The organism is Paenibacillus hexagrammi (genome assembly GCF_021513275.1).
Taxonomy (GTDB): Bacteria; Bacillota; Bacilli; order Paenibacillales; family NBRC-103111; genus Paenibacillus_E; species Paenibacillus_E hexagrammi.
On record NZ_CP090978.1, the window covers coordinates 276945 to 302998 of the forward strand.

Sequence of the window (26054 nt, forward strand, 5' to 3'; positions counted from 1 at the left end):
GCCGAGTCGCGGAAGTTCGACTCTACAACGATGTTTTTCAGCGTTGTAGATGAACTTCGGGTGCAGAGCCTCTCATGCAACGATGCTGAGCATCGTTGCAGCTGCCCACATCGCACCGAGAAGCGGAAGTTCCACTTACAACGATGTTTTTCAGCGTTGTAGAGCTCTCACAGGCGAGGGGCCTCTCATGCAACGATGCTGAACATCGTTGCAGCTGCCCACATCGCACCGAGAAGCGGAAGTTCCCATCTACAACGATGTTATTCAACGTTGTAGAGCTCTCACAGGCGAGGGGCCTCTCATGCAACGATGCTGAGCATCGTTGCAGCTGCCCACATCGCACCGAGAAGCGGAAGTTCCCATCTACAACGATGTTATTCAACGTTGTAGATGAACTTCGGGTAATTGAAACAGTTCTTTGAAGCTAGAAACTTTGAAATCCGCTTGACTTACATCCTGGTTGCCGGAATTTGGATTCTTTAGTCCAACGCAAAGCAGTCGAGACGCTTCTTTTGCCTGTATAGGCTAGAACTCGCTCGCATTTCAAGCAAATCTTATAAGTTTCCGCTCTACTTGTCCAGAAAAGGCCTGCAATACTCATATGCCACGCCGATAATCATTAGCTCAGATCCCTTGCCCCGTAAGGGTTAAATGGCGAAATGATTGTATCGGTACCCTCCATTGGAGTGTAGTGTAGGAGGTGTAGCAACACAGCACCACTAAATCATTTCGTGGAGGTCTATCCCATATGAAGAGAAGACTCATTTCGATCCGCTCAGTATCCTGCTCGTATCGAGCTTTGCGCTCGCCGCATGCTCGGATGGAGGCAAGACGGAAGCTCCGTCATCATCCTCGAACGCAGGCAGTGAAACGCCTAAAGCAGCGGCAGACAGCAAGCCTGCGGAAATTACCATCATGGCTCCATTAAATACATCAGAGACACCGCCGGATACCATTGTGAAGGAACTGGAAAAGCTGACGAACACCAAGCTAACCTATCAATTCTTTCCCGCGGACAGCTACGAGGAAAAGCTGAATACCACGTTTGCCACAGGCGGTCTGCCAGCCGTTACTTATTTGAAGAATCAGGCGACTTTTATCCAGATGAAGTCGGCGATTCGCGACGGTCAGTTTTGGGAGATTGGACCTTACTTGAAGGATTTCCCTAATCTTAGCAAGCTGAAATCTACGACACTCGACAACACGAAGGTGGACGGCAAGCTGTATACGCTGTACCGCGGCGTCGATATCGCCCGTCAAGGTATGATCTACCGCAAAGACTGGGCCGATAAGCTGGGACTTAAGCCGCCAGAAACGACAGAAGATTTATACAACATGATGAAGGCGTTTACAGAAAAGGATCCGGACGGCAACGGCAAGAATGATACGATCGGTTTAACGGATCGGAATGATTTGATTTACGGCGCGTTTAAAACGGTCGCTAGTTGGATCGGCGTGCCGAATAACTGGGGCGAGAAGGACGGCAAGCTGCAGCCGGAGTTTATGTTCCCTGAATATATCCAAGCGATGGATTATTTCAAGAAGCTCCGCGACGAGGGCATTATTAATAAAGACTTTGCAGCGACCAGTAAGACCGACCAGAAGAAGCTCTTCACCAACGGAACCGCAGGCATTTATGTCGGCGCGATGACGGATGTAGAGTCCTTGAATAAGGATTTGGTTAAAAATGTGCCAACTGCCGTTGTCGATGTTCACAGTATGATCGCCGGTCCCACGGGTAAATATGCAGCATGGGCCTTGCCTGGATATGCCAACGTGATGCTGTTCCCGAAATCCGCTATCAAGGATGAGGCGGAGCTGAAGAAAATTCTTGCATTCTTCGACAAAATGATGACGCCTGAAGTGGCAAACCTTGTTTATTGGGGCATTAAAGATGTGCATTACACACTAGTCGACGGTCAAGCGAAGAAGCTGGATAAGGAATTGGTGGAGCGCGAAGTGAAAGCGTTCACGGATGCGGCAGTTGGCGATGAGGATACGACAGGCCGCTACATTGGATTGTCCGATGTGCCTGCGATGACCAAAGCGCAGAAGCTTAAAATCGATAACCTGGAGTATGCCGTTCAGGATCCTACAGCTCCTCTGGAGTCCAAAACGTACTTGGAAAAAGGCGTTCAGCTGCAAGAAATTATCAAAGACGCCACTTATAAATACATGTACGGCAATCTTGATAAAGCTGGCTTTGAGAAGGCAATCGAGGATTGGAAGAGCCGCGGTGGAAACAAAATTATCGAGGAGTACAACGCTGCCTACAAAAAATAACCTTGCGGTAATTCACGTGTAAGCCTAGAGGTGTTCGTAATCAGTCTCAGGCTTTACATGCAGTACAATCCGTTTCCAGAGGAGAGGACCGCCCTACAAAGGGTAACAGCGCGGCGGTCCCGCTCTGACCGGAATGTCCCCATCATTTTATATGTATCAAACTCTCCCGGAAAGGAAGAATGTGCTATGGAAGAAGTAAGCGTTCGGCCAAAAGCAGTGGCTGCGACCCGAAGCAGTGAGCTAAGCAGACGCCTGTGGAGAAACAAGTGGATCTACGTCATGCTGCTGCCGGGAGTGCTGTATTTTCTCATATTCAAATATATTCCGATGTATGGCCTCATCATTTCATTTCAAAATTATAAGCCCTTTAAGGGCGTAAGCGGCAGTGAGTGGGTGGGATTTGAGCATTTTCAGCGTCTGTTCACCGAGCCGGACTTTTTCAATATCCTCAGCAACACGTTAATTTTATTTGTGATGAACATCCTTTTCTATTTTCCGATTCCGATACTATTGGCGCTTATGCTGAACGAAGTGAGATTCGGTTTGTTTAAAAAAGTATTCCAAACGATTGTCTATCTGCCGCACTTTATGTCCTGGGTCATTATCGTATCGATCAGCTTCGTTATGCTGACGATGGATGGCGGGATTATCAATCAGATGATTTCCTACTTCGGATGGGAAAAGATCAATTTCCTGCTGAGCCCGGAGTGGTTCAGACCAACGTATATTGTGCAGGTCATCTGGCGGGAAGCCGGCTGGGGCACGATCATTTATTTGGCGGCGATCTCCTCGATCGACCCGCAGCTGTATGAAGCAGCGCGCATGGATGGCGCGGGCAGGCTAAGACAGATGTGGCACATCACGCTGCCTGCAATTCGAAGCGTCATAGTCGTTCTCTTAATTTTGAAAATCGGCGATGTTCTCGAGCTTGGTTTCGAACACGTTTATTTGCTTCTGAACTCCATGAATCGAAACGTAGCGGAGATCATTGATACGTACGTATATACAGCCGGACTTAAGCAAGGACAATTCAGCTACAGTGCAGCAATCGGCTTTTTCAAATCGTTCATTGGACTTGTGCTTGTGATGCTTGCCAATAAAATGGCCAAGAAAATGGGCGAAGAGGGCGTATATTAATAGCGGATTTATGAAAGGAGAGGAATACTCATGGTCGAGGACAAGACGCTGGGCGGCAGGCTGTTTGCTATCCTGAACTACACCTTACTTACTGTGATCGGCTTGATTACCATTATTCCGTTTATCCACGTAGTGGCGGGATCGTTTACGACAAGCGCGGAGATGGCCGCCAAGACGTTTGTACTGATTCCGACAGATTGGAGTCTGGAAGCCTACAAGTTTATTTTCTCAACAAGCACGATCTTTAAAGCCATGGGGGTATCCATTGGAGTGACGCTGCTTGGCACTGTGTTTAGTATGTTCGTTACGGCGCTGATGGCTTACGGACTGTCGCGTCGGGACCTTGACGGCAGGAAGCCGATCATGTTCCTCGTCGTGTTTACGATGCTGTTCAGCGGGGGGCTTATTCCGACATTCCTCGTCGTGAAAGAGCTCGGTCTGATCGATTCCTATGCGGCATTGGTGCTGCCAAGCGCGGTAAGTGCCTTCAACCTAATTATTTTGAAGAACTTCTTCCAAAACATACCGGAGGGCTTGGAGGAATCCGCTAAAATCGACGGTGCAAGTGACTTCGGCATTCTGTTCCGAATTGTTCTGCCACTCTCGATGCCGGCTATTGCCACCATCTCGCTGTTCTACGCGGTGACTTACTGGAACACCTATTTGAGCGCGATCTTATACCTCAATGAAAGTGCGATGTGGCCGATTCAAGTGCTGTTGCGCCAAATTGTCGTCCTCGCCAGCGGCATGGATTACAGCTCGACGCTCGATAACGTTACGCCGCCGCCGGAGCAATCCGTCAAGATGGCTGTCATTGTTGTGGCAACGCTGCCGATCCTGCTCATCTACCCGTTCCTGCAAAAGCATTTTGCCAAAGGTGCCTTGCTGGGCTCCATGAAGGGCTAAGGAGGCGAAGAGATCGATGGAGAAGCTTAAGCTGCAGGCTGCTGCGCGCGGCATTTTAGATGAGATGGATGCCTTATTTGAGGGATTCTTCCCTTGGCTGGCAGGGCAGTATGATCCGGCGAGCGGCGGGTTTTATTATGCCCGCAGCTCCCGGACGATCAGCGGGCTGATGCCGGATATCGAATCCACCGCCCAGGCGCTGAATATCTTGGAGCGGTGTGGGCTGCTGGGCGCCATGCCGGCTGAGATGAAGAAGCGGATGGTCCAATTTTTTCAAAACAAGCAGGATCCTGCGACCGGTTACTTTTACGATGCCAACGCTCACATGAGGGACGACGAAGTGATGGTAGCCCGGGCGATTTCTTACAGTACAGGAGCTCTTCGCAAGCTTGGATCACAGCCTTTGTACGAATTGCCCTATGATGCTGCTGAGGCTCCTGCATATATGGAATCGCCTGACACGTACATAGCCTGGCTGCGCTCCGTAGATCTCAGCAACAGCTGGCGCGGTTGCGATCGGATGTCGACCTCCTGCGTATACGTGAGGCAGCTGACTCCGCTTGAACGCCAGGCGGCTTACCTCGAGGCGGCTTTTCCCTTTTTTGAAGAGATTCAAGACAAGGTGACAGGCTTATGGGGCGAGGGTTCCCGATATGAGCGGATATCCGGGACGTTTAAGCTGCATCTCTTTTATGATCAATTTGATGTTCCGCTGCCGAGGGAAAACAACATCTATGCTAGCCTATTAGAATGTCTCCGCTCGGATGAGGCGGGCGATATGTGCTACATTCGCAATCCGATTCATTTGCTGTCGTATATGAAGCTTTCGGTACCCGATGCGGAGCTTGTAGAGATCCTGCGGATCACCTGTGATAACATGAGAAGACTGCTTCGGGAGGATGGAGGATTTTCCCGCGAATTAGCTCACTCACCGTCAGCGCCCAATGTCGCCCAAGTTAAATCTGGCGGATCGTATCCGAATATGCCTAGACCCGTCCATATTGGACGCGGGCTAGTAGAAGGCGACATGAACGCCGGCACGCAGGCGATGCTCATCCGCTCGGTATGCTATCGCTTGGCTGGCAGGGGGGAGCCGGATTGGGGGCTTAGCGCAAGAGATTTTTATAGAGATGTACAGGAAAGAGGGGAGAACGAACGATGTCTATGAACGTGCACAAGTCGCCGATCGAATGGGCGGAAGCCGCCTGCAACTCGATTATGGCTACATATACGGCGATGGAGCTGCCGCCTGCAGGCAGATGGCATTACCATCAAGGCGTATTTCTATGCGGGATGGAGATGCTGGCCAGCCGCTTGCAGAGTGACCGGTATGCTTCGTATATCCAGGAATACGTAGACGGCTTAGTGGACGAGCAGGGCAATCTGTATTTCGCCCGCGATGAGCTGGATTCCATTCAAGCAGGCCTTCTGCTGTTTGAGTTGGATCGCAAGACAGGGAATCCGAAATATAAGGCTGCTGCCGGAAAGTTGAGATCGCTGCTGAACACGCTGAATCTCACATCCGAGGGCGGGTACTGGCACAAAGACAAATATCCGTACCAGATGTGGCTGGACGGATTGTATATGGCCGGCGTATTCTCCTTGAAATACGCCAATGCGTACGGCGAGACCAGTCTGCGCGAAGCCGTTCTGCATCAGGAGCGCTTGATGCGCACGCATATGCGGGATGAGCGCACAGGGCTGCTCTATCACGCCTGGGACGAAAGCCGCCGCATGCCGTGGGCTAACCCAGAAACCGGTTGCTCGCCGGAATTTTGGGGGCGGTCGCTCGGCTGGTATGGGCTGGCGCTAGCGCAGTTCCTGGATGAACTGCCGGAGGGCTATCCGGGACGAGGCGAGCTTGCCGCCTCGCTGGGCGACTTTGTCCGAGCACTTGCCCGTTACCAGGACGAGGCGAGCGGCTTGTGGTATCAGGTTGTGGACAAAGGACACCTGCCGGACAACTGGCTGGAGACGTCCTGCACCAGCCTGTTCGTGTACACCATTGCTAAGGCTGTCAAGCATGGCGCTGTCGAAGCGGCCTATATGGATTCGGCACGACGCGGCTACGAAGGACTAGTCCGCACGCTGGAGTTTGACGAGCAGGGCAGGGTCATTCTGCCGATGATCTGCATCGGCACCTCCGCCGGCGACTACGAGAACTACGTCACGCGTCCGACCAGTCAGAACGACTTGCACGGCGTCGGCGCTTTCGTGATGGCGTGCATGGAGATGCAGGACGCGCTGCGTTGATGCATAAGAGAGGGGGAAACCCCTCTTTTTTGCTGTTATCGTGGCCAGGTGTACAGCTCATTATCTCGCCTTTTCCCGATGCGATAGCCGTAAGCTCATACGGATCGTCCTGGTTCTTGACTTCGCGGCTGATCGAGCCTTCCTGCCACATTTGATACAAATATAGCATCAGCCCGATGCCGGTCATGAGTAAGAAGATTTGCCAATGTCGAATGTTATCGAGACGGTAAAACCCTGCCCGCACAAATAGGGGGTCTACAACAAATTGAAACCCCCCGTTGATCACCAAATCGGTCACTATAAAGAGCCAAAATCTATGATAGGTAAGTTTGAAAATCCAAAGCGTTCCAATGAGAAAGAAGCCGTATGTATAGGCGGTGTTCGTAATATAGCCCCAGGGAACGATGGTTGCCTTATCGAAGATAGTCCACCACCGGAATGCATGTGCGATCTCAAAAACGATGGTCACGAGGAGCGCGCCGAGTATGGAAACAGGCATAAATCTGCGGATGGATGCTGGCTTCAAGAAGAATAAAGAAATCCACGGAATCAGCAGCATTCCCCACATCAAAACTTTGGCGTACATGAAATCCCTCCAGCAACATTTACCCTCATCATCTGCAATATACAGGAAAATTATGCTTGTACTTCTGAATTTGATAAGAGTTTCTCTAAAGCAGAGATTTTATCAGAAGAAACCACATTTAAAAATTTACGGACAACTTTAGCTTTCTCAATGTCTTTCTTAATAATGTAATAGCAAAGGTCGACTAGTGTATCTTGTTCGATTAATAAGTTAGTTAGTGCTTCGTCATTCGTCGCATAGATGGGGGTATCTTGAATTACTTCATTTATATCATGATCATTACTACAAATAATTGACGCCCCTAGTAAAAGGACTGCAGCTAGACTATGAATTACTCCGAGATCATTAGTATTTTTTAGGGGACGCCCTTCTTTTATTTCTTCTCATTTAAATCTGCGAAAGCTTGATGCATATCTTTTAAATAACTTTCATAGATCGCATATTCATCTTCTGTCAATGCATCTTCATCATCAGGATTGAAAAAGCTCCCACGTTCCTTGATCCAAATAACCCTGTACTTTTTTTCTGACATCTGATACTAATAATTCATCTAATACTTCTTGATGGATGTAGATATCTTCATACAAAGAATCAATCCATGAAAATACGTCAGCTGATTTAAAAGTTGCTGCATGAATCAATATATTTGCATCAACAAACACTTTTCCATTACGATTCGTCTTCATCAACATGCCCCCTAGAGAGAGCCGCATGTTGATATTGTTCTGCAAGCTTGGGAGCAAACTTCGAAAGTTTATTTGCTGCTATAAGAATATCTAACCCTTTTTTCTCTACATTTTCTTTTACTGCATGCTCATACGCTACAAATCGTGTGTCCTTGCTAGAATAATCTGAAGCCGAGATTGGAAAACCTAATTCACTTCGTACTGTTATCCATTCCATTTCGGTAATTTTTTTAACTGGTAGTACATTCTCACCAAGTTCACTTAATCTTCGTACTACCGTCATGTAAGGAACGTCTGCAAGGTCAGCAATTTGAAGAATAGCTGCTTCGTCACCTTGTTTTCTAAACTTATTCCATAATTCCATGATGAGGGCCTTAGGTAACATTATTGCTGCTGCAAATCGATCCGCTGCACGTTCATGATCAAAATTTTCATCTTGCATCAGACTTCCTTCTGATAAATGCCACAGTTCATGAGCGGCTGTAAAATATCGTGCTCGTAATGAATGAAAAGTATTTAAGACAACAAACTGTTCACCATTCTGATGTTTAATTGCTGCACCAAAGTAATTTTCATCTTCTACATATTGATATATCAAGTTAACTTTATCAGCAAGTAAGCGTTCAATATGTGAACCTATGAATAAATCATGACCTATAGCGTCTTTTAAAAAACTCGCGGCGTACACCTCGGCAATTTTTTCAGCTTTTTCTCTATGATTCATCCTTTCACCTGATCTTTCAAACCTATATAATCTTCAATAGCAAATAGTAAAGAATCCAGTTCTCTTTTGGACCGACGATTAGAAATACTTCCTCTTAAATGAACAGTCAATAATCCTGTTTCTAGCGTTTCATCCCGAAGAAGATCCACTAATTGGATATCCATTAATTTTGCGATTTGTTCAATGTAATGGGGCTGTAATACTCGCTTTCCTGACAACAGATGTCCTACCATCCCTTTACTTAGCTCCAATTCATCAGCCAACCATTGATAAGATTTCCCTTCTGCTTCCAACCAAACCTTAACCTTTTTAACTACAATTTCCTGTGTTTTCATAGCATACACCAACCTATGTTGTTTACGAATATTATATAAAATTCTGTATACGTATACAAATAATCATCATTATCTTATGTGAAATGATTTGAAAGGATACATGGCAATGCAATCATATCTCAAATGCAAAAATCCACAGCCAAAGGTTCGCATATGGAGCCGAATGACTCGAGACAACTGCTTTCCCTTTATGCGTTTTTTGCAAAGAGGGACTTTTCCGCACTCATGCATCGTATACTGCCAGTGTTATAATATGGGGGAATCATCCACTACCATACATTTAAGGAGGTAATCATGAACGCTGCTCAGCCCACCCAGAATGAAGATCGGCATCGTGCCCCCCTCATACAAGTTGAGGGTTTGTTTAAGCGCTACGGTGATTTTAATGCGGTCAACGGTATTAACTTTGAAGTTCGGCAAGGGGAAGTGTTTGGGTTGCTTGGTCCCAACGGTGCGGGAAAGACAACGACCATGGAGATGATCGAGGGGCTTCGTAAGCCGGATGGCGGGACAGCTCTGGTTGCTGGCTACGATACGCAAAAGGATCTGAACAAGGTAAAGGAAGTTATCGGAGTGCAGCTGCAATCCACTTCCTTGTTCGAACTTTTAACCGTACGTGAGATTATGAAGATGTACGCCAGCTTTTACCGGAAATCGCTGCCCATTGAGCCTCTTCTTGAGCAAATGATCCTAGCTGACAAGGCAAAGGGACGGGTCAAGCACTTGTCGGGCGGACAGAAACAGCGGCTTGCTATCGCCCTGGCCCTGCTGAATGATCCGAAGGTTGTCTTTCTCGACGAGCCGACTACGGGACTTGATCCACAAGCCCGCCGTACGCTATGGGACATTATTCTGCGCATGAAGGAGCAGGGGAAGACCGTTGTACTGAGTACCCACTATATGGATGAGGCCCATGCGTTATGTGACCGGATATGCCTGATGGACCAGGGGGAAATCATCGCTCTGGATACGCCAAGGAATCTTGTTCGCAGCCTTCAGTCCGATAGCGCCATCGAATTCCGGGTTATTGCTGAAGCCTTGGAGGAGGAGGAGCTTCTAGGCCAGTTGCGGGATCTATCCGAGGTGAAACAAGCGGAGTCGAGAGGTGACGTCGTGACCTTGTATACGGACCATTTGCAAGCGTCGCTCCTGGCATTTATGCAATTTGCCAACCAGAATGAATTGGCTTTTTCGGATTTGCAGACACGTACGGCTACGTTAGAGGATGTCTTTTTACATATGACCGGAAGGAGCCTTCGAGAAGCATGAGTGCTTATTTGCAATTAACGCTTGCCCAGCTTCGTGTTTTTTCCCGCAATCGATCTGTGATCTTCTTTTCCCTCTTATTTCCGATTCTGCTTATGGTGGCGCTAGGCTCATTGCTTGGCGGGGGGAACAGCGTTTCCGTAACGGCTGCTGTAGTTGATGAAGACAGGACCGCGGATTCACGGGAGTTGATCGACTCCGTAAAAGCTCTTCAAGTTGTGGATGTCGATGAGAAACTGGACCAAAGCCAGGCTATGGATGCCTTGAAGAAAGGGGATCTGCAGCTCGTTGTCGTCATACCCAAAGATTACAGTACATCTGTAAAGACTGCCGATACGATCACCCAGCTGCCAGTATACTACGATGAGACGAACATAGCTGCCACTCAATTAGGCCTTCAATTAGTCAATCAAGCAGCCGACCAGATCAGCAAGAAGCTCATTCAGTATAAGCAAACGTTAACCGTTAAACCTATCGGTATTCAAGCGATTAAACTCGCCTATATTGATTTTTTGGTACCTGGTATCGTATCGATGATGATTATGACCTCGAACTTAAACGGTGTTTCCGGACAAATCGCGGCCTGGAGAGAGCGGGGAATCCTTCGCCGGATGCAAAGTACAACACTTAAGGCTTCGACCTTTATCTCAGCACAGATTAGCGCAAGACTGTTGCTGAATGGTCTGCAAGCACTCATCGTCCTGCTCATCGCCTATTTGTTTTTCGATGTACAGGTTCGCGGCTCGTGGCTGCTGCTAATTGCCGGTGTAGTTTTAGGCACATTGACCTTCATGTCCATTGGCTTTATCATCGCCAGTATTGCTAAGACACCGGAGAGTGCAGGACCGATTGCCGGATTTATTTCTTTCCCGCTGTTATTTGTGGGTAACGTCTTCTTTCCAATCAAGAACATGCCGGAGCTGCTTCAGCCTGTGGTGAAACTGCTGCCGATTACGCATCTATCTACGCTACTCAGGCAGGTCATGAACGTGGGTGCCGACTTAACGACCCTATGGCCAGAGTTCGCACTGCTCAGCGGGTGGATGATTGTTGCATTCCTCATTGCCAGCTATACATTTAAATGGGAGTAACCCGAAAATCATGTGAGAGGACTGATTCCGAGTGAGTAGCTCAAAGCCTGAGCAAAATTATAACAACCATAAACAGTTCGTGCCGATTGTCCATTTTTTCCTGATGCCTTTAAGCCTAGTGACAGCGATAGGTTCCCTTGTGTATGCAGGGCTTCAAATCGCAGGAGGAAATGCTGTGTTTGCCTCCTTGCTGCTGCTATTTCTGAGCATCATGATGCTCTTGCTGATCTTAGTGTCCCGCAGCGTAGGACTAAAGGTTCAGGATCGCGTTATTCGCACGGAAGAGGATCTTCGTCACTATAAACTCACTGGTAGGTGGATCGATCCTAGCCTAACGATTCCACAGCTCATTGCCCTGCGCTTCGCAAGCGATGAGGAGTTCCCTCCTTTGTGCGAACAGGCAGTGAAAGAAAATTTGAAGCCCGACGCTATCAAAAGATCCATTAGATCGTGGAGGGCAGACCATCAACGCGTTTAGGATAAGCACGTAGGATGAACCATTTACATAGCTGTAAAGATACGGAGGCAGCCAGCTAACAGCTCGGCTGTTTTTCTATCCCCGCCAGAAAACGAATGCAAAAAAATAAGATACACAACGTATCTTTTGTGTGATATGATACAAAATGTATTAGTAATATTGAACTATTGAAATATGGCTGGGGGTTCTTATGAGCGCAATAGCAGGTATTTTCTCCTACAACAAAGAGGCTATCTCAAGTGACTCATTGGATAAGATGATGCAGCACCTGCAGAAATATCCGGCTGATTCTGCAGGATTATGGCAGGGGCAGGGTTCCTACGTATCTTTGCTCTGCCATGCACAATGGGTGACCCCTGAATCTGTAGGAGAGAGCATGCCGGTTTACGATTCTGATCATAAGATCGCCATCACAGCCGACGTGATCATCGACAATAGGGAAGAATTGTTTGAACGATTACATATTGGTCAAGCCTATCGGAAGCGAATGACAGATGCTGAGCTGCTTATTCGAGCATATGTCAAATGGGGACAGGATTCTCCTCAATATATTTTGGGCGACTATGCGTATGTCTTATGGGATGAGAACAAGGGGCTGTTGTTTGGCGCTCGGGACCTGTTAGGAAATCGAACTTTATATTATATGGAGCATCAAGGACGATTTGCTTGCTGTACCGTAGTTCAGCCGCTGCTGGATCTGCCCGGATACAAAACAGAATTAAACGAGTCTTGGTTGGCTGAATTTTTAGCTATTCCTATTATCTTAGATACCGTTGACGCGAAAGCAACCGTGTACAAGGACATCTACCTGCTGCCGCCGGCCCATACGTTCACCGTCTCACAGGGAACCCTGCGAGTACGTCAATTCGGGAGTCTGCAGCCCTGTGGTTCACCGCTTAAGCTTAAGTCCAATATGGAGTATGAGGAGGCTTTTCGCGAGGTGTTCCAACAAGCGGTTTCATCCAAGCTGCGGACCTTCCGCCAAGTTGGAGCTAGCTTGAGCGGCGGTCTGGACTCAGGAGCTGTCGTCAGCTTCGCCTCCGAGCCTCTGCGTCAAGCTGGCAAACAGCTGCTTGCTTTCAGCTACATTCCTCCCAGCGATTTTGTGGATTGGACCTCCAGGCGCATGATGGCTAATGAAACCCCCTATATTCAGGCCATTGCCAATCATGTCGGCAATATCAAGACGAACTACCTGGACTTCCCTGAGCGCAGTTCATTTGACGATGTGGATGATATCCTTGATCTCATGGAGGCCCCCTATAAATTCATTGAAAATTCATTCTGGATAAAAGGCATACTGGAGCATGCTCAAAAATCTGATGTTGGCGTACTGTTAAACGGCTCACGGGGAAACTACACGATATCCTGGGGACCCGCTTACGACTATTATGGGCAGCTTTTGAGGAAATTTAAATGGAACCGCTTACACAATGAGCTTAAATACTATTCTCGGCAGCATCAGGTTCGTAGGTCCCGGTCCTTGCCCATCATCGCCAAGCTGGCTTTTCCCTTCTTATCGCGATTCCTTTCTCTTCTAGCAAATCGGATTTCCCCAGGCTAATCCATCCGGAGTTCGCCGCGAGAACGAAGGTCTATCAAAAACTCAAGCATCATGATGTCGGACTGCATGAATATGCGATGGATGATATTGCAGCAAGGGATGATCAGTTCAAGAGTTTCGCGGTGTCTAATCATCAAGGCGTCTCTTCAACCAAGCTGTCCTTGCGATATGGGCTATGGGAAAGGGACCCTACCTGTGACGCCAGAGTTGTCCGTTTCTGTCTGTCCCTGCCTTTGGAGCAATATGTTCAAAACGGTGTGTCCCGCTCGCTCATTCGAAGATCCACAAACGGCTATTTGCCAGACGAGGTGCGCATGAATCAGCGGATATATGGGATTCAAGGGGCCGACTGGATTCATCGTGTTCTGCCTTCATGGGGAGTGGTATCCGAGGAAGTCCAAGCGTTATGCCGGGACAGTTTCCTGGCAGGTCTGCTCCATATCGATCAAATCCAAGCATCTCTGGCGAAAATAGGACCTCAGCCCAAGCCGGAGCAGGCATATGACCCTCATGTGAAGATCATCATGCAGGCTTCAATAGTGGCTCGATTTTTAAAAAGAATGATGTAGCTGCATAACTTGAAGGGAGGTGAAATCTATGAATGAACAGCTGAAAAAAACCTGGAATGAGCCTGCTCTGGAAGTCCTGGACGTCTCTATGACAATGGGAGGACCGAACGGTTGTGTTCCTGACAAAAACGGCAAGGGCAGCAATAATCGCGACTGCAAGCCGGATGCTTCCTAATTATGTTTATACACTCATGCTCCAAGGCCCTTATATCTTCTAGTGTATAAGGGCTTTTTATTACCACAATGATGAAAGCAATGGGGAGAGAAGCGGAAGATGCGGACACTTGTTTACCGTGCTTTTGGTTTCAATATGGCTAGCGAAATTCCTTTACCCGAAGTATTGCTGATCAGCCATGAACATGTTCAACCTGATGTACGCATCATGCTCGGTGATTTACAAGATATCTGGAACGAGTATGGGAAGCAGGGGGAATATTACGCTTATCTGGACGAGCAATTCCTATTGTATGTGCCCGAGATTGCGATATTCAGTGTAAGAGGAGGCGAAGAGATTACCGTTTCTCCTTTAAATGGGGCGAAGGAGCATCAGATCCGGCTTTATCTGCTTGGGACATGTATGGGGGCTATCCTCATGCAAAAACGGATTCTGCCGCTTCACGGCAGTGCGGTCGTCATTGACGGTAAAGGCTATGCCTTTATCGGGGAGTCGGGAGCGGGGAAATCAACGTTAGCCTGCGGCCTTATTCAAAGGGGCTATTCCCTCCTGAGTGATGATGTCATTGCGATCTCCTGGGGAGGTCCCGACCGGCAGATTCCGATCGTCATTCCCTCCTACCCACAGCAAAAGCTGTGGCAGGAAAGCTTCGATTATCTAGGAATGTCGCCAGCAGATTGCGAAAACCTCTACGAAACGAAATATGCTTTGCCGGTACCTCAAGTCTTTCAAAGTGATCGAATCCCGCTCGGCGGTATTTTTGAATTAAACAAATCGGACCAGAGCGGCATACAAATCAAGGCATGCAGCGGACTGCAATGTCTTCCCATTTTACATATGCATACCTATAGAAACTTTTTGCTGCCCCTTTTGGCAAAGAACAATGGCACTTCTCGGAAATATCCCAGCTAAGCTCCAAAATCCCGATTCGTCAAATCCACAGGCCGAACAGCGAGATGACAATTCCCCAATTAATCGATCGAATCCTTGGTATCGTAGGTTATCAAGATGAAGCAGCGAGTATTCACTTTGGAATGGGCTAAAAGGAGACCGGAGATGGCGCAGCTACTCATCTATGTTAAAAAATTTCATGCATTTGCAGGGCCAAGGCTGTATATAAACCAGCTGGGGATGATGCTGAGCAGTGTGCTCGATGGAATCGGCATCCTATTATTAATACCGATGCTAAGTTTATTGGGGCTAAAAGGGGCCGAGGGATCCCCAAGCTCTTACTTCGCTTTTATCCTTGGACGCTTGCGTCACCTTTCCGACTCCCTTCAGCTATCGGTTATTGTTGGCCTGTTTATGGTACTTCTCGTGCTTCAAGCTTCCATGCAGCGGTATCTATCCCATCGCAGTATAAGTATGGAGCAGCAGTTTATCCGCCATGTACGGACGGAAGTGTATGAGTCTTTGCTCTTCGCTAATTGGCCGTTCTTTCTTACCAAGAGAAAATCCGATTTTACACATGCGATGACACAGGAATTGCCGCGGATCAGCTATGGAATTTTTACGTTTTTACAAATCATTACAACGTTCGTGTATACGGCCGTTCAGATTGGAATTGCCTTATGGCTGTCCGTGACACTAACGCTGCTTGTCCTGCTCTGCGGCTTGATGCTAGGTATGATCTCCCGCAGGTCTGTTGCCAGATCCAGGGCTTGTGGAAATGAAGCTACTACACTTATGCAAAGCTATATGGCGGGGATGACAGAGCATTTTCAAGGGATCAAGGAAATTAAAAGTAACATGTCGGAGAATCGGCATGCCGATTGGTTTCGTTCGCTATGCTTGCGAATGGAGCGTAATATGGTCCGGTTCAGCCATCTTCAAGCCGATTCCCAATATTTCTATAAGCTGGCATCAGGAGTATGTATCGCTGTATTCTTGCTTTGTGCGCTGCTTGTCTTTCATGTGCAAACCGCGACGTTACTACTAGTCGTTCTGATATGCTCCCGCTTATGGCCTAAATTCTCCGCTCTTCAGACCGGATGGGAGAATTTGGCCCAAACACTGCCTGCTTTCCAAACCTTGGCGGATTTGCAAAAGCAAGCCGAAGGAAGCAGAGAATTTGACCTTCACGAGCTGGAACTAGCGCCCGGAGCCGACCGTTCTTTTCGCATCCAGCAAGGTATAGAATGCCGGTCTGTCAGCTACCGATATGATCTTCAAAGCAGCTCTTATGCACTTTCTTGTGTAGATGCGTACATACCGGCTCATCATATGGTTGCGATAGTCGGCAAATCAGGAGCAGGCAAAAGCACACTGATTGACCTTCTGATCGGACTCATTCAGCCTCAGCAAGGCGAGGTGCTCGTCGATGGCATGCCGCTGCGCGAATGCTCCGCGATGTTCCGCAGCGCCATCAGTTATGTCCCGCAGGATCCTTTTTTGTTTCACATGAGCCTTAGGGAAAATCTATGTATGGGTGCTCCAAATGCGACCGATGATCAGCTTTGGGAGGCCCTACGCTTTAGCGCGGCTGATGAATTTGTCAGACAGCTGCCGGATGGGCTGGAGACGATGCTTGGGGACAGGGGGGTGAGGTTGTCCGGAGGGGAACGCCAACGAATCGTATTGGCAAGAGCCATCCTGCGGAAGCCTTCCGTTTTGATTCTTGATGAAGCCACCAGCGCGTTAGACAGTGAGAATGAAACGAAAATACAGGAAGCGCTTGAACGAATTCGAGGCAGCATGACCGTTATCGTCATCGCTCATCGACTTTCTACGATCCGTACTGCCGATCATATTATTGTGATGGAGAAGGGAGCTATTGTACAACAAGGCAGCTATCAACTCCTCGCCCATGCAGCAGGAGGTACGTTTAGCGAATTGATCAATTACCACGACAGGGCTTTGCAAATCTGAACGGTTCCAGGAAGATGTGCGAAAAGAAAAAAAGTCTGCCTTACCCTCTGTATTCGTGCTGTGAGGGGTGGCAGGCTTATTTGAAATATAAACGTACTCGTCATTAAAGGACGGAGTAGGCTGTTTATCTCATATAGAAATGTATTCCTCGGTGGCTCACTCCAGGCTTTCCTCTTCAAATCTATACTCCAATATATCGCCGGGCTGACAATCGAGCGCTTTGCAGATCGCTTCAAGCGTCGAAAAGCGAATTGCTTTTGCTTTTCCGTTTTTCAAGACAGAAAGGTTCGCCATGGTAATCCCAACTAACTCCGATAGTTCGGTTACACTCATTTTACGTTTTGCCAGCATCACATCAATATGGATGATAATCGCCATGTTATTTCACCTCAAACCGTCAGGTCATTTTCTGTTTTTATATCGATAGCATTGTTCAAGAGCTTCTGCAGGACAGCGGCAAACACTGCGATCACAAGTGAAGCGAATGGAATAATCAATCCCATGATAATAAGACCCGGAGCGTCGTCCAGCTCTGCGATCATGTATAACAGGGGTATCACGGCCGTTTGCAGGATGCAAATTGTAATGGCACAGTATTTGATACGCCGTAATGCTGTGACAGATAACTCCGAGAAAGCATGGTTCTTGTCCATATAGGTGAGCAGTTTAAATGCCTGGTACAAGGCGGCAAAGAATGGAAGGGTTGATCCATATAGCCCTACTAAAGCAGGGTACAACCAAAAAGTCGTCAAATGCTTATTGATTTCACCAGCGACCCAAGGCAGCCAAAAGATACATAATGCAAGTATCGGAATTCCAATCAGAATAACTACGAGCTTCAGAAAAAGCGTTTCCCGTTTCATCATAAGCACCTCATTGAATTAGTTTCATATTATCACGGTTTGATCAAGTTGTGATTGAAGATCGATGGCATCCTGTAAAACTTTCTGAAAAATTGACGCGCATGCCGCAATGATGCTTGACACCGTTATGCATATAAATACAAGCATGACAACCCCTGCAATGTCTCCTCCGATCCATAGGATCCCGAACAATAATCCGGCTGCGACGCACACAATAATGGTAATCGCACAGCGCTTTATAATCTGCAGCGCTCTAACAGACCCTCCCGAGAAAGTCTTTCCTTTTTCCACATAGGTCAGAAGCTTACATGCTTGATACAGCGCACTAAACAAGGGCATGCACAGTAAATAGGCACAGATTAAGAACGGATATTGCAAGTAAGCTGTCTCTGGATGTGCCTCCGCATCTCGGCCGGCGATCCCTGGCAGTACGAATATACACAAGGCAAGTACTGCGATTCCCATGGCAAGAAGGACGATCTTTAAAAAAGTGGTTGAACCTCGCACATGTTTCATAACCATCACCTCACTCTGTACGTTTCAGTTTTGATAGTACCATTAATTTTATCGTTTATCAATAAATAATTATTGATATTTGTTATATCTTTGTTGTTAAAGCTGAATTGTAGACTGTCTAGACGAGGCGGGCATCCAATCGGACAGGAAGGTTTAGTTTGGGGTGCCACAGCACAAAGCGCATCAAGATTTCGAGATCATCATGCAGAAGCAAGCATGAAAGAATAATAGTGTTGTCGAAATTAGCTAATTAAATAATAACAAATAATAACAAAATTAGGGCGAAAAAGTACAATAAAAGATAAATGAAACCATTTTCTTTCTGTATTTATAGGAGTAAACTTCCAATGTAACCGTTTTTACAGAGTGGTCAAAAAGTTTTTTTGTTATTTTTCAATATGTTTGTTATTGTCTGTTAGCGTCTACTAAACTGTAATAGGGAGGCTTTACATGAAGAAGAATCGCAAATGGATCACGATCTCTACGTCTGCCGCCATGCTCATGTCGATGGTAGCTCCTGCATATGGACAAACGGAGGCCGCCGTTTCAACGGACCTTGCAGACCACTGGGCACAGGCCAGTATCCATAAATGGATGACTAGCGGAGTCTTTCATGGATACGAAGACGGTACTTTCCGACCGGATCAGGGGATTACGAGGGCTGAGCTTGTTACCATTTTGAACGGCATATTTGGTTTCTATGAAAAAGCGGAGCAACCCTTCGATGATGTTCCTCTATCTGCTTGGTACAAGGACGCGGTATCTATCGCTAAGCAAGCGGGCTACTATCAGGGATTCCCCGGAAACTTAGCCAAAGCGGAAACGGACATAACACGTGAAGATGCCATTGTTCTGCTGGCCAGAGCGTTTGAGAAGAGCGCCGCAGGCGAGGCAGCACTGCAGTACACGGATAAAGGCGATATCAAGTCCTATGCACTTGAAGCGGTTCAAGCGCTTGCTGAAAGTGTAAGCGGTTACGAGGACGGCTCGTTCCGCCCGCAAGGCTCGATCACAAGAGCAGAGCTTGTTACATGGATCGATAAATTAATTGCTGCCTATTATTCAGCTGAGGGAACCGTGATCGGCGGGACGATTAACGGGGATGCCGTTATCAATCATGAGGGCGTTGTTCTTAAGGATGCGGTCATCTCCGGCGATTTGTATCTGACCGCGGGAATCGGCAGCGGCGAAGTGACGCTGGACCATGTCGTGGTGAAGGGCACGACCTATGTGTCAGGCGGCGGAGATCACACGATTATTTTCAACAATGCTACGCTGGGCAATGTGAATGTGAACCGGAAGGAAGGCTCGGTACGTGTTTTGACGCAAGGAGTGACGAAGATTGGCAGCCTGTCCGCGAACAGCGAATCCAAGCTCGAGCTGGGCAAGGGGACGACGATTAGCCGTGTAGAGGCCAATAAGCCGGTAGCGCTGATAGTCGGTGAAGGGGCTGCTATCGAGCATTTGAAGCTGAATACAGCGGCTCAGGGCACGACGATTGAAGGTCAGGGCACCATTACCAAAGCCGATGTACAAGCCGAGGGAGTCAAGTTCAACGGTAAGCCGGTCGAGAAGGGCAGCAAGGTCACCGTTGATAAAGGGACGGCAGCACCTGCGGCTGAAGCAGCAACGCCATCAGGGAACGGAAGCAGCGGTGGAAGCAGTGGCGGAAGCGGTGGAAACAGTGGGGGCAGCAGCGGAGGCAGCAGCGGAGGAGACAACGGAAGCAGCGGCCGGGTGGAGAATCTCGTAGACAGCCAGGCGACAGAGGCTGCGAAATCGCTGTTTGCTTATCTGGAAGACACCCGTGGACAGCAAGTGCTCTTCGGCCATCAGCATACAACGGATGTCGGCTTCACCTTTAGCGATATGACGGGTGAGCATTCCGATGTGAAGACAGCTACAGGTGACTTCCCGGCGGTTTTTGGCTGGGATACGCTAAGCTTGGAAGGCAAGGAGAAGCCGGGCGTGTCCGGCGATCCGGAACAGAGCAGGGCGAACCTGATTGATCTGATGCAAAAAGCGCACCGGGAAGGCGGCATCATTGCCTTAAGCTCTCACATGCCGAACTTTGTAACGGGCGGCAGCTTTAATGATACGTCCGGGGATGTCGTGGAACACATTTTGCCGGGAGGGGACAAGAACGCGGAGTTCAATGTTTTTCTGGATCAAATCGCAGCTCTTGCGGACAATCTGAAGGACGATAACGGCGAGCTGATTCCGATTCTGTTCCGTCCGTTCCACGAGCAAAACGGTGGCTGGTTCTGGTGGGGAGCCCAAACCACTTCGACAAGCCAATATGTAGAGATTTACCGCTATGCGGTCGAATATTTACGAGATCAGAAGCATGTGCATAACCTGCTGTACGTATTTTCTCCTAACGGCACCTTTGGCGGCAACCAGGAGACATATTTGAAGACATATCCGGGAGATGACTATGTCGATATTCTCGGCATGGACCAGTACGACAACCAAAGTTCCCCCGGAACGACGGCTTTCCTGAACAATATGGTCGGCGACTTGGCGATGATCTCAAAGCTCGCTGATGCCAAAGGGAAGATCGCGACCTTCTCTGAGTTCGGATACAGTCCAAGCGGTATGAAAACGACAGGCAATGGTGACCTGCACTGGTTCACCGATGTATTGAATGCGATTAAGGCGGACCCGGATGCCAAGCGCATCGCCTACATGCAAACCTGGGCGAACTTTAACCTGAACGGCAACTTATTCGTCCCATATAAAGACGTGGAAACCTTCGAGCCGAAGAGTCACGAGCTGCTTGGCGACTTCGTTGATTTTTACAATGATCCCTACACAGCCTTCAGCAAAGAAGTAGGTACCGTTTATAATAAACAGCTGACTGCCGCAACAGAGCAGCCGTTCATGCACATTGCTTCACCGGTTGAACAAAGCACCGTCCGAAGCGCTACAACCAAGATCAGGGCGAGAGTGCTGAATCAAACTCCAGCAAAAGTCGTCTACATAGCGGAAGGCTCCACGGAGGAGGTTCCGATGACCCTGGATGAGGAGGGCTACTATTCCGCTGATTGGTCGCCTGCGGCTGCTTACAATGGCAAGACGACTACGTTTACCGTGAAAGTGTATGGGGCCGATCAAGCTGTTACAAATGAGCAGACGAATACCGTGTTCGTCAAAGTAAATGAGATCTTGATGAATGAATTAACGTTTGACAATGGCATAGAAGGGGTTCAAAATAACGGCTCCTGGTCCGGGGAAGCGGGGAACGGCACCGCCATCACAACCGGCTTTGAGAGCGAGGCGGCGGACGGCAACGGACTGCTCAAAATCAACACCACGGGTCTTGTGTCGACCGATACCTGGCAGGAGCTGAAGCTGGAGCTTCCGGGCATCAAGGATTTGGTCAGCTTGCCAGATGTAAAGCGGGTTAAATTGGATGTATATGTACCGGTGTCAGCCGGCAGCCAGAACGCGGATGCGGCCCTCAGAGGTATTGTGCAGCTGCCTCCGGATTGGTCGGATAGCGGCAAATACGGCATGAATTCGACGTATAAAAAGCTGTCCGAGCTGGAGCAAATCACCATTGCCGGGCAAGCCATGTATAAGTATCCGATCAGCATCGATCTGACCGATCCGCAAAAATCGGCGGAGGCAGCCTCCTTGGCGATTTCCATTGTCGGCAGCGGACTTTCGCTGGATGGTCCTATCTATGTAGATAACATCGGGCTGTACAGCGTGTACGTGGAAGCTCCGACTGACCCGGCTGTTGTCGATACGTTCGAGGCCTACCAAGGCAGCAGTGATGCCTTAAGAATGAAATTCATTGGTGCTAGCGGAGACGGTGTGACCGTATCGCTCGATAGCGCGAACAAGCAATCCGGCAATTACGGGATGAAATATGACTACAAGCTGGCGGGAGCGGGCTATGCGGGTGCAACCAAAACGCTTGGCGGTGTGGATTGGTCCAAATTTAATCAGCTGCAGGCCTGGATGAAGACAGACGGCATGAATCAGAAGCTCGTCATCCAGTTGAAAGTGGATGGAGGCTACTATGAGTACTATCCTTCGACTGCAAGCACGGAAGGCCGTTTGGAGCAGATGGCATTCAATCAATTTGTGCCTGTTCACGGAGCGACGGGAACCTTAACGAAAGAAAAATTGAAAAATGTTCAGGAATTTTCGATTTACACGAATGCTGTTAATGGAGCTATGATGAACAGCACGTTCTATTTTGACGATATGAAGGCGGTTTACGACGCGGCCTCCGGCAGTGTGCCTAATGGCGGCACGGGATCGGGCAGTATGCCTCATGAAGCGGGGACCTTGTATGACTTTGAGACCGATGTGCAGGGCTGGGGCGTGAGTGCTTCTGAGAATCACGCGGATGCCACAGCTCCTTCGGTAACCTCCGATGTGTACACATCAGGGAGTCAAGCGCTGCAATCCGAGTTTTCTTTATCAGGCACAAGCTTTGAGCTGTATAAAGAGGAGTCATTCGACTTCTCAGGCGTGCAGCAGCTCTCGGCAAAGGTGAAATTGTCGGCGGGCAACGCCAAGGCGCGGCTGTATATCAAGACAGGAAGCAACTGGGCATGGTACGATTCAGGGACTCCTGCTGCCGTGGATGCGAGCGGGTTCGTAACGCTTACGATTCCTTTGACAGGAGTCACCGATCTGGATGCTGTCAAAGCGATAGGCGTCAAGCTGGAGGATATCAGCGGTTCAGGAACGGCAAACGTGTATGTGGATGAGATTGCGCTGAGCAACTAAAGAAGCTGTAAGCGGCCGGGGAGGAAGCTCCTCGGCTTTTTTAGAAATCTAAGCGAATCTATAAGTTTCACTCCATAAATTCGGCTTACATTTTTATAAACGTTCTCGTCATTAAAGGACGGAGTAAGCCGTTTATCTCAACTGCCGGTCAAGTCGTGATGAAGGGCTCAACAGTTTTCGATGATTGGCAGCAGTTAGCCTCTCACCAAATTGCCCTATGGTTAAAAAATGCTTACGATACACAGCAATTTTATATAAAATAGAGGTATCAAACGTGTAAAGGTAGGCTTCTAGTGGAACTTACAGCGATAGAGATGTTCAAAGGGCTTTCCAATATGGAGTTAGCCAAGCTGCTTGGCAAGCTGGAGAAACGATGGGTGCCCACAGGGGAAGTCTTGTTTGAACAAGGTGACCCGGCGGAGCATATGTACATCATCGGGAAGGGACGGATTGAGCTCTTTGCTTACAGCGAAGGGAAGAGACAGTCCCTCGCCTTACTGGAAGAAGGGGAGAGCCTGGGGGAGATGGCGCTCCTTACCGGCGAGACCCGCTCGGCTGCGGCGGTGGCGGCTGCGGATGCCATGCTCTATGTCATAGATCGTGAGACATTCGACGCTTTGATCTCCGAGCATGCGATCCTTTCCTCCTATTTCATTCGGCTGCTGTCGCAAAGACTTGTGGCCACGAACGATAAGCTTCAGGAGTCGCAGGAATCCAAGTCGGACTGGCTTCTGCGTGAGCTAGAGGGACTTCCGGAACCAGCTATACGCTTCCTATGCTGGAGCGCAGAGATACCTTCTATTACCACAGGGATTCTCACTTATACGTATCAGAAATCCCTCTCAGAAATGATGGAGGCATATCCGAAGCTGAGTGACTGGCTGATATCGACATCTGCCGCCAAGGACCCCGGCGAGATTCGTTTGTCGGCTTCGGTCAGGCCGATTGTATCCAACCTGGGTACGGATAGGTTCGGATACGAAGTCAAAGCGCAGTGGCGCGAGGAAGCGCTGGCCTATTACCTGCGTGCCAAAGAATGGCGGGCCGCTTTGCTGCTGAGGATGGACGCAGGCAATTGGCCTGCGGCACTGGATATCGCAGAGCAGGCTTGGCGCGAAGGAGCGGCGGAGCAGCAAGACTCGATATATGAGCTGCTGGTGCGCTGTCCGGAACAACTGATTGCGGAAAGATTCGATGTGCTGCAGGGCTACATTCCATACTGCAAGTTGAATGCGCCGGAGCTGGGGCTTTCTGTGATTGAGCGTGCGCTGGCGCTAGGAACAGCGGTATTTTTCCCAGGGCAGCTGGTTTCCTTGTATGAGTGGGGGGCGGCGTTGTGTCAATCGCTGAATCGCAAGCAGCAGGCGCTGGAATATCTGCAAATGGCGGAGAGCATGACGGTCTCCATGTCACAAGGCGCATCCGCGGGAGCAGCGAGAAGACTAGGACCGGCAGTACAATCTGGCAAAGCAAAAGCTAGCGGCGGGCAGGAGCAAGCTCTTTGCCGAACGGGCTGCACGCTTGATCGGACGGAATCAACGGACGACCCTGATAACCGTTTTGCTCGCCGCATTATGCCTGTCCGCCTGTCACTACATGCCTCCGCTCGGCGGTTTGTCCCGCTCTGCTATGGATTTTATCGGTATCGGGCTTGCGGCCGTGGTGTTCTGGATTGTGGGCATTATCCCCGACTATATTGTGGCGCTGGGCATGGTCATGCTGTGGGTTCTTAATGGAATTGCAGCGCCGGAAGCGGCATTGTCCGGCTTTGGAACGCCGACCTGGCTGTACATGATTTGCATCATGGGGCTCAGCGCTGTCGTCACCAAGTCCGGCATCTTGTATCGGTTTTCGCTGCATATGTTGAAGAGATTCCCTTCTCATTACAGAGGGCAGCTATGGGGAATTGTAGCTGGAGGCATACTGCTGAATCCGCTGATTCCGTCCTCTTCGTCTAAGGTCTCGCTCGGTGTGCCGATTGCGCAGACGATCTCTGAATCCATGGGATTCAGGGAGAGAGACCAAGGATCAGCGGGTCTGGGGCTTGCCGCCATGATTTTTTACGGATTTACGGCCCCTTTTGTCATGATGGGCTCCTATACGAATGTTATGGCATTCGGACTAGTCGCGTCGACTGGGCAGTCCGTCACGTGGCTGCAATGGGCGCTGTATGCGCTGCCGGCATTCCTCGTATTCGCGGGTGTCATGCTGGCCGTACTGAGGATCTTGTTCAAACATACGGCACCTGCCAAGGAAATCTCCGGCAGTGTTCTCGATCAGCAGCTGGCGCTGCTGGGGCCCTTGTCGAAGGAAGAACGAATAGCCTTGTCTACGGTGCTCGGCTGCGTCCTCTTGATGATCCTGCAGCCGCTGCATGGGATCGACAGCACCTGGATTCTGCTTGTCGGCTTCGCCGTGCTGGTCATTAGCGGCGTGCTGGACAGGCAAACCTTAACGTCTGGCATCGATTGGACATTCCTGTTATTTCTTGGCGTGGCGTTCAGCTTCTCAACCGTTGCTTCTGAGCTGGGCATCGTCGATGCGCTGTCCGCCTTTTTGGGCGAGCATATGACCACATTCATTGCCAGTCCGGCACTTTTTCTGATTGCAGTGATTCTTATCTCCTTCCTTGTCACCATCGTGGTGAGGGACGACCCGGCCGTCATTTTGCTTGTTACTGCCTTACTGCCGCTTGCGCAGCAGGCCGGCATTCATCCATGGATTCTTGTTTTTGTCATTTTGTTATCGACTGACCCGTTCTTTTTCTCGTATCAATCTCCTACCTACTTAACGGCTTATTACAGCTCGGAGGGCAAAGCCTTCAGCCATCGGCAGGGGCAGCGAATCGCGATAGGCTACGCTGCTGCGGTCATCGCGTTAGCGGTGCTCTGCGTGCCGTATTGGAAATGGCTGCACTTGATTCATTAGCAGGTACCGACAAACAAAGAGGGTGTCCCATAAGTCATTAAATGACTGAGGGAGGCCCTCTTAACTATACTTGAATC

Annotated in this window: 23 protein-coding genes; 16 read left to right on the forward strand and 7 right to left on the reverse strand. The window is 49.0% G+C overall.

All coding sequences use genetic code 11. The features are described 5' to 3' along the window. Window positions 1-783: 783 nt before the first annotated feature. The 5 genes from L0M14_RS01295 (at window position 784) to L0M14_RS01315 (ending at window position 6579) form a co-directional block, all read left to right on the forward strand. Complete coding sequence (locus tag L0M14_RS01295) at window positions 784-2283, forward strand: extracellular solute-binding protein (RefSeq protein WP_235122770.1); 1500 nt, start codon at window positions 784-786, stop codon at window positions 2281-2283. 186 nt (window positions 2284-2469) lie between these two features. After that, a complete protein-coding gene (locus L0M14_RS01300; RefSeq protein WP_235120312.1) occupies window positions 2470-3420 on the forward strand; it encodes an ABC transporter permease in 951 nt (316 codons plus the stop codon). Between the two features lie 30 nt (window positions 3421-3450). Then, a complete protein-coding gene (locus tag L0M14_RS01305) occupies window positions 3451-4326 on the forward strand; it encodes a carbohydrate ABC transporter permease (RefSeq protein WP_235120313.1) in 876 nt (291 codons plus the stop codon). Between the two features lie 16 nt (window positions 4327-4342). Further along, entirely contained in the window at window positions 4343-5494 is a 1152-nt protein-coding gene (locus L0M14_RS01310; RefSeq protein WP_235120314.1) for a hypothetical protein, read from the forward strand. After that, entirely contained in the window at window positions 5485-6579 is a 1095-nt protein-coding gene (locus L0M14_RS01315) for a glycoside hydrolase family 88/105 protein (protein ID WP_235120315.1), read from the forward strand. The genes L0M14_RS01310 and L0M14_RS01315 overlap by 10 nt, the downstream gene beginning before the upstream one ends. On the opposite strand, the gene L0M14_RS01320 is transcribed toward L0M14_RS01315, so the two are convergent. The 4 genes from L0M14_RS01320 to L0M14_RS01335 form a co-directional block, all read right to left on the reverse strand. Next, complete coding sequence (locus L0M14_RS01320) at window positions 6494-7165, reverse strand: hypothetical protein (RefSeq protein WP_235120316.1); 672 nt, start codon at window positions 7163-7165, stop codon at window positions 6494-6496. The genes L0M14_RS01315 and L0M14_RS01320 overlap by 86 nt on opposite strands. 470 nt (window positions 7166-7635) lie before the next feature. After that, window positions 7636-7851: a PIN domain-containing protein gene (locus L0M14_RS01325; RefSeq protein WP_235120317.1), complete on the reverse strand. Its 216-nt coding sequence runs from the start codon at window positions 7849-7851 to the stop codon at window positions 7636-7638. Beyond that, window positions 7835-8575 carry an ImmA/IrrE family metallo-endopeptidase gene (locus L0M14_RS01330; protein ID WP_235120318.1) on the reverse strand — a complete coding sequence of 247 codons (741 nt, stop codon included), beginning with the start codon at window positions 8573-8575 and terminating at the stop codon, window positions 7835-7837. Before L0M14_RS01330 ends, L0M14_RS01325 begins: the two co-directional genes overlap by 17 nt. Then, window positions 8572-8910, reverse strand: coding sequence for a helix-turn-helix domain-containing protein (locus L0M14_RS01335; protein WP_235120319.1), 339 nt, complete (start codon window positions 8908-8910; stop codon window positions 8572-8574). Before L0M14_RS01335 ends, L0M14_RS01330 begins: the two co-directional genes overlap by 4 nt. 294 nt (window positions 8911-9204) lie before the next feature. Between L0M14_RS01335 and L0M14_RS01340 the strand changes: the two genes are divergently transcribed. From L0M14_RS01340 to L0M14_RS01375, 8 genes are all read left to right on the forward strand, one after another. Then, the gene (locus tag L0M14_RS01340) at window positions 9205-10179 is read left to right on the forward strand and encodes an ABC transporter ATP-binding protein (RefSeq protein WP_235120320.1); all 975 of its coding nucleotides are present in this window, start codon (window positions 9205-9207) and stop codon (window positions 10177-10179) included. After that, window positions 10176-11267 (forward strand): ABC transporter permease, encoded by a 1092-nt coding sequence (locus tag L0M14_RS01345; RefSeq protein ID WP_235120321.1) that lies wholly within the window; start codon window positions 10176-10178, stop codon window positions 11265-11267. Before L0M14_RS01340 ends, L0M14_RS01345 begins: the two co-directional genes overlap by 4 nt. 31 nt (window positions 11268-11298) lie before the next feature. Further along, window positions 11299-11745, forward strand: a complete 447-nt coding sequence (locus tag L0M14_RS01350) for a DUF6526 family protein (protein WP_235120322.1) — start codon at window positions 11299-11301, stop codon at window positions 11743-11745. A 190-nt stretch (window positions 11746-11935) separates the two neighbouring features. Next, on the forward strand, window positions 11936-13309 hold the full coding sequence (locus L0M14_RS01355; protein ID WP_235120323.1) for an asparagine synthase-related protein: 1374 nt from the start codon (window positions 11936-11938) through the stop codon (window positions 13307-13309). 122 nt (window positions 13310-13431) lie between these two features. Next, window positions 13432-13878 (forward strand): asparagine synthase-related protein, encoded by a 447-nt coding sequence (locus L0M14_RS01360; RefSeq protein WP_235120324.1) that lies wholly within the window; start codon window positions 13432-13434, stop codon window positions 13876-13878. A gap of 28 nt (window positions 13879-13906) precedes the next feature. Continuing rightward, on the forward strand, window positions 13907-14053 hold the full coding sequence (locus tag L0M14_RS01365) for a paeninodin family lasso peptide (protein ID WP_405030813.1): 147 nt from the start codon (window positions 13907-13909) through the stop codon (window positions 14051-14053). A gap of 99 nt (window positions 14054-14152) precedes the next feature. Beyond that, window positions 14153-14965 carry an HPr kinase/phosphorylase gene (locus L0M14_RS01370; RefSeq protein ID WP_235120325.1) on the forward strand — a complete coding sequence of 271 codons (813 nt, stop codon included), beginning with the start codon at window positions 14153-14155 and terminating at the stop codon, window positions 14963-14965. 144 nt (window positions 14966-15109) lie between these two features. After that, on the forward strand, window positions 15110-16921 hold the full coding sequence (locus L0M14_RS01375; RefSeq protein WP_235120326.1) for an ABC transporter ATP-binding protein: 1812 nt from the start codon (window positions 15110-15112) through the stop codon (window positions 16919-16921). Between the two features lie 156 nt (window positions 16922-17077). Here the strand turns inward: L0M14_RS01375 and L0M14_RS01380 are convergent, their stop codons facing one another. From L0M14_RS01380 to L0M14_RS01390, 3 genes are read right to left on the reverse strand one after another with little or no spacing between them, the layout of a single operon-like run. Continuing rightward, window positions 17078-17299, reverse strand: coding sequence for a helix-turn-helix domain-containing protein (locus L0M14_RS01380; protein WP_235120327.1), 222 nt, complete (start codon window positions 17297-17299; stop codon window positions 17078-17080). An 11-nt stretch (window positions 17300-17310) separates the two neighbouring features. Further along, a complete protein-coding gene (locus L0M14_RS01385) occupies window positions 17311-17787 on the reverse strand; it encodes a DUF2975 domain-containing protein (protein WP_235120328.1) in 477 nt (158 codons plus the stop codon). Between the two features lie 21 nt (window positions 17788-17808). Next, window positions 17809-18300 carry a DUF2975 domain-containing protein gene (locus L0M14_RS01390; RefSeq protein ID WP_235120329.1) on the reverse strand — a complete coding sequence of 164 codons (492 nt, stop codon included), beginning with the start codon at window positions 18298-18300 and terminating at the stop codon, window positions 17809-17811. A gap of 450 nt (window positions 18301-18750) precedes the next feature. Here L0M14_RS01390 and L0M14_RS01395 point away from each other — a divergent pair, with 450 nt between their 5' ends. The 3 genes from L0M14_RS01395 to L0M14_RS01405 all read left to right on the forward strand — a co-directional run bounded on the left by L0M14_RS01395 (window position 18751) and on the right by L0M14_RS01405 (window position 25977). Further along, window positions 18751-23049 (forward strand): glycosyl hydrolase, encoded by a 4299-nt coding sequence (locus L0M14_RS01395; RefSeq protein WP_235120330.1) that lies wholly within the window; start codon window positions 18751-18753, stop codon window positions 23047-23049. A gap of 293 nt (window positions 23050-23342) precedes the next feature. After that, complete coding sequence (locus tag L0M14_RS01400; RefSeq protein WP_235120331.1) at window positions 23343-24782, forward strand: Crp/Fnr family transcriptional regulator; 1440 nt, start codon at window positions 23343-23345, stop codon at window positions 24780-24782. After that, window positions 24664-25977, forward strand: coding sequence for an SLC13 family permease (locus tag L0M14_RS01405; protein ID WP_235120332.1), 1314 nt, complete (start codon window positions 24664-24666; stop codon window positions 25975-25977). The genes L0M14_RS01400 and L0M14_RS01405 overlap by 119 nt, the downstream gene beginning before the upstream one ends. Window positions 25978-26054 lie beyond the last annotated feature (77 nt).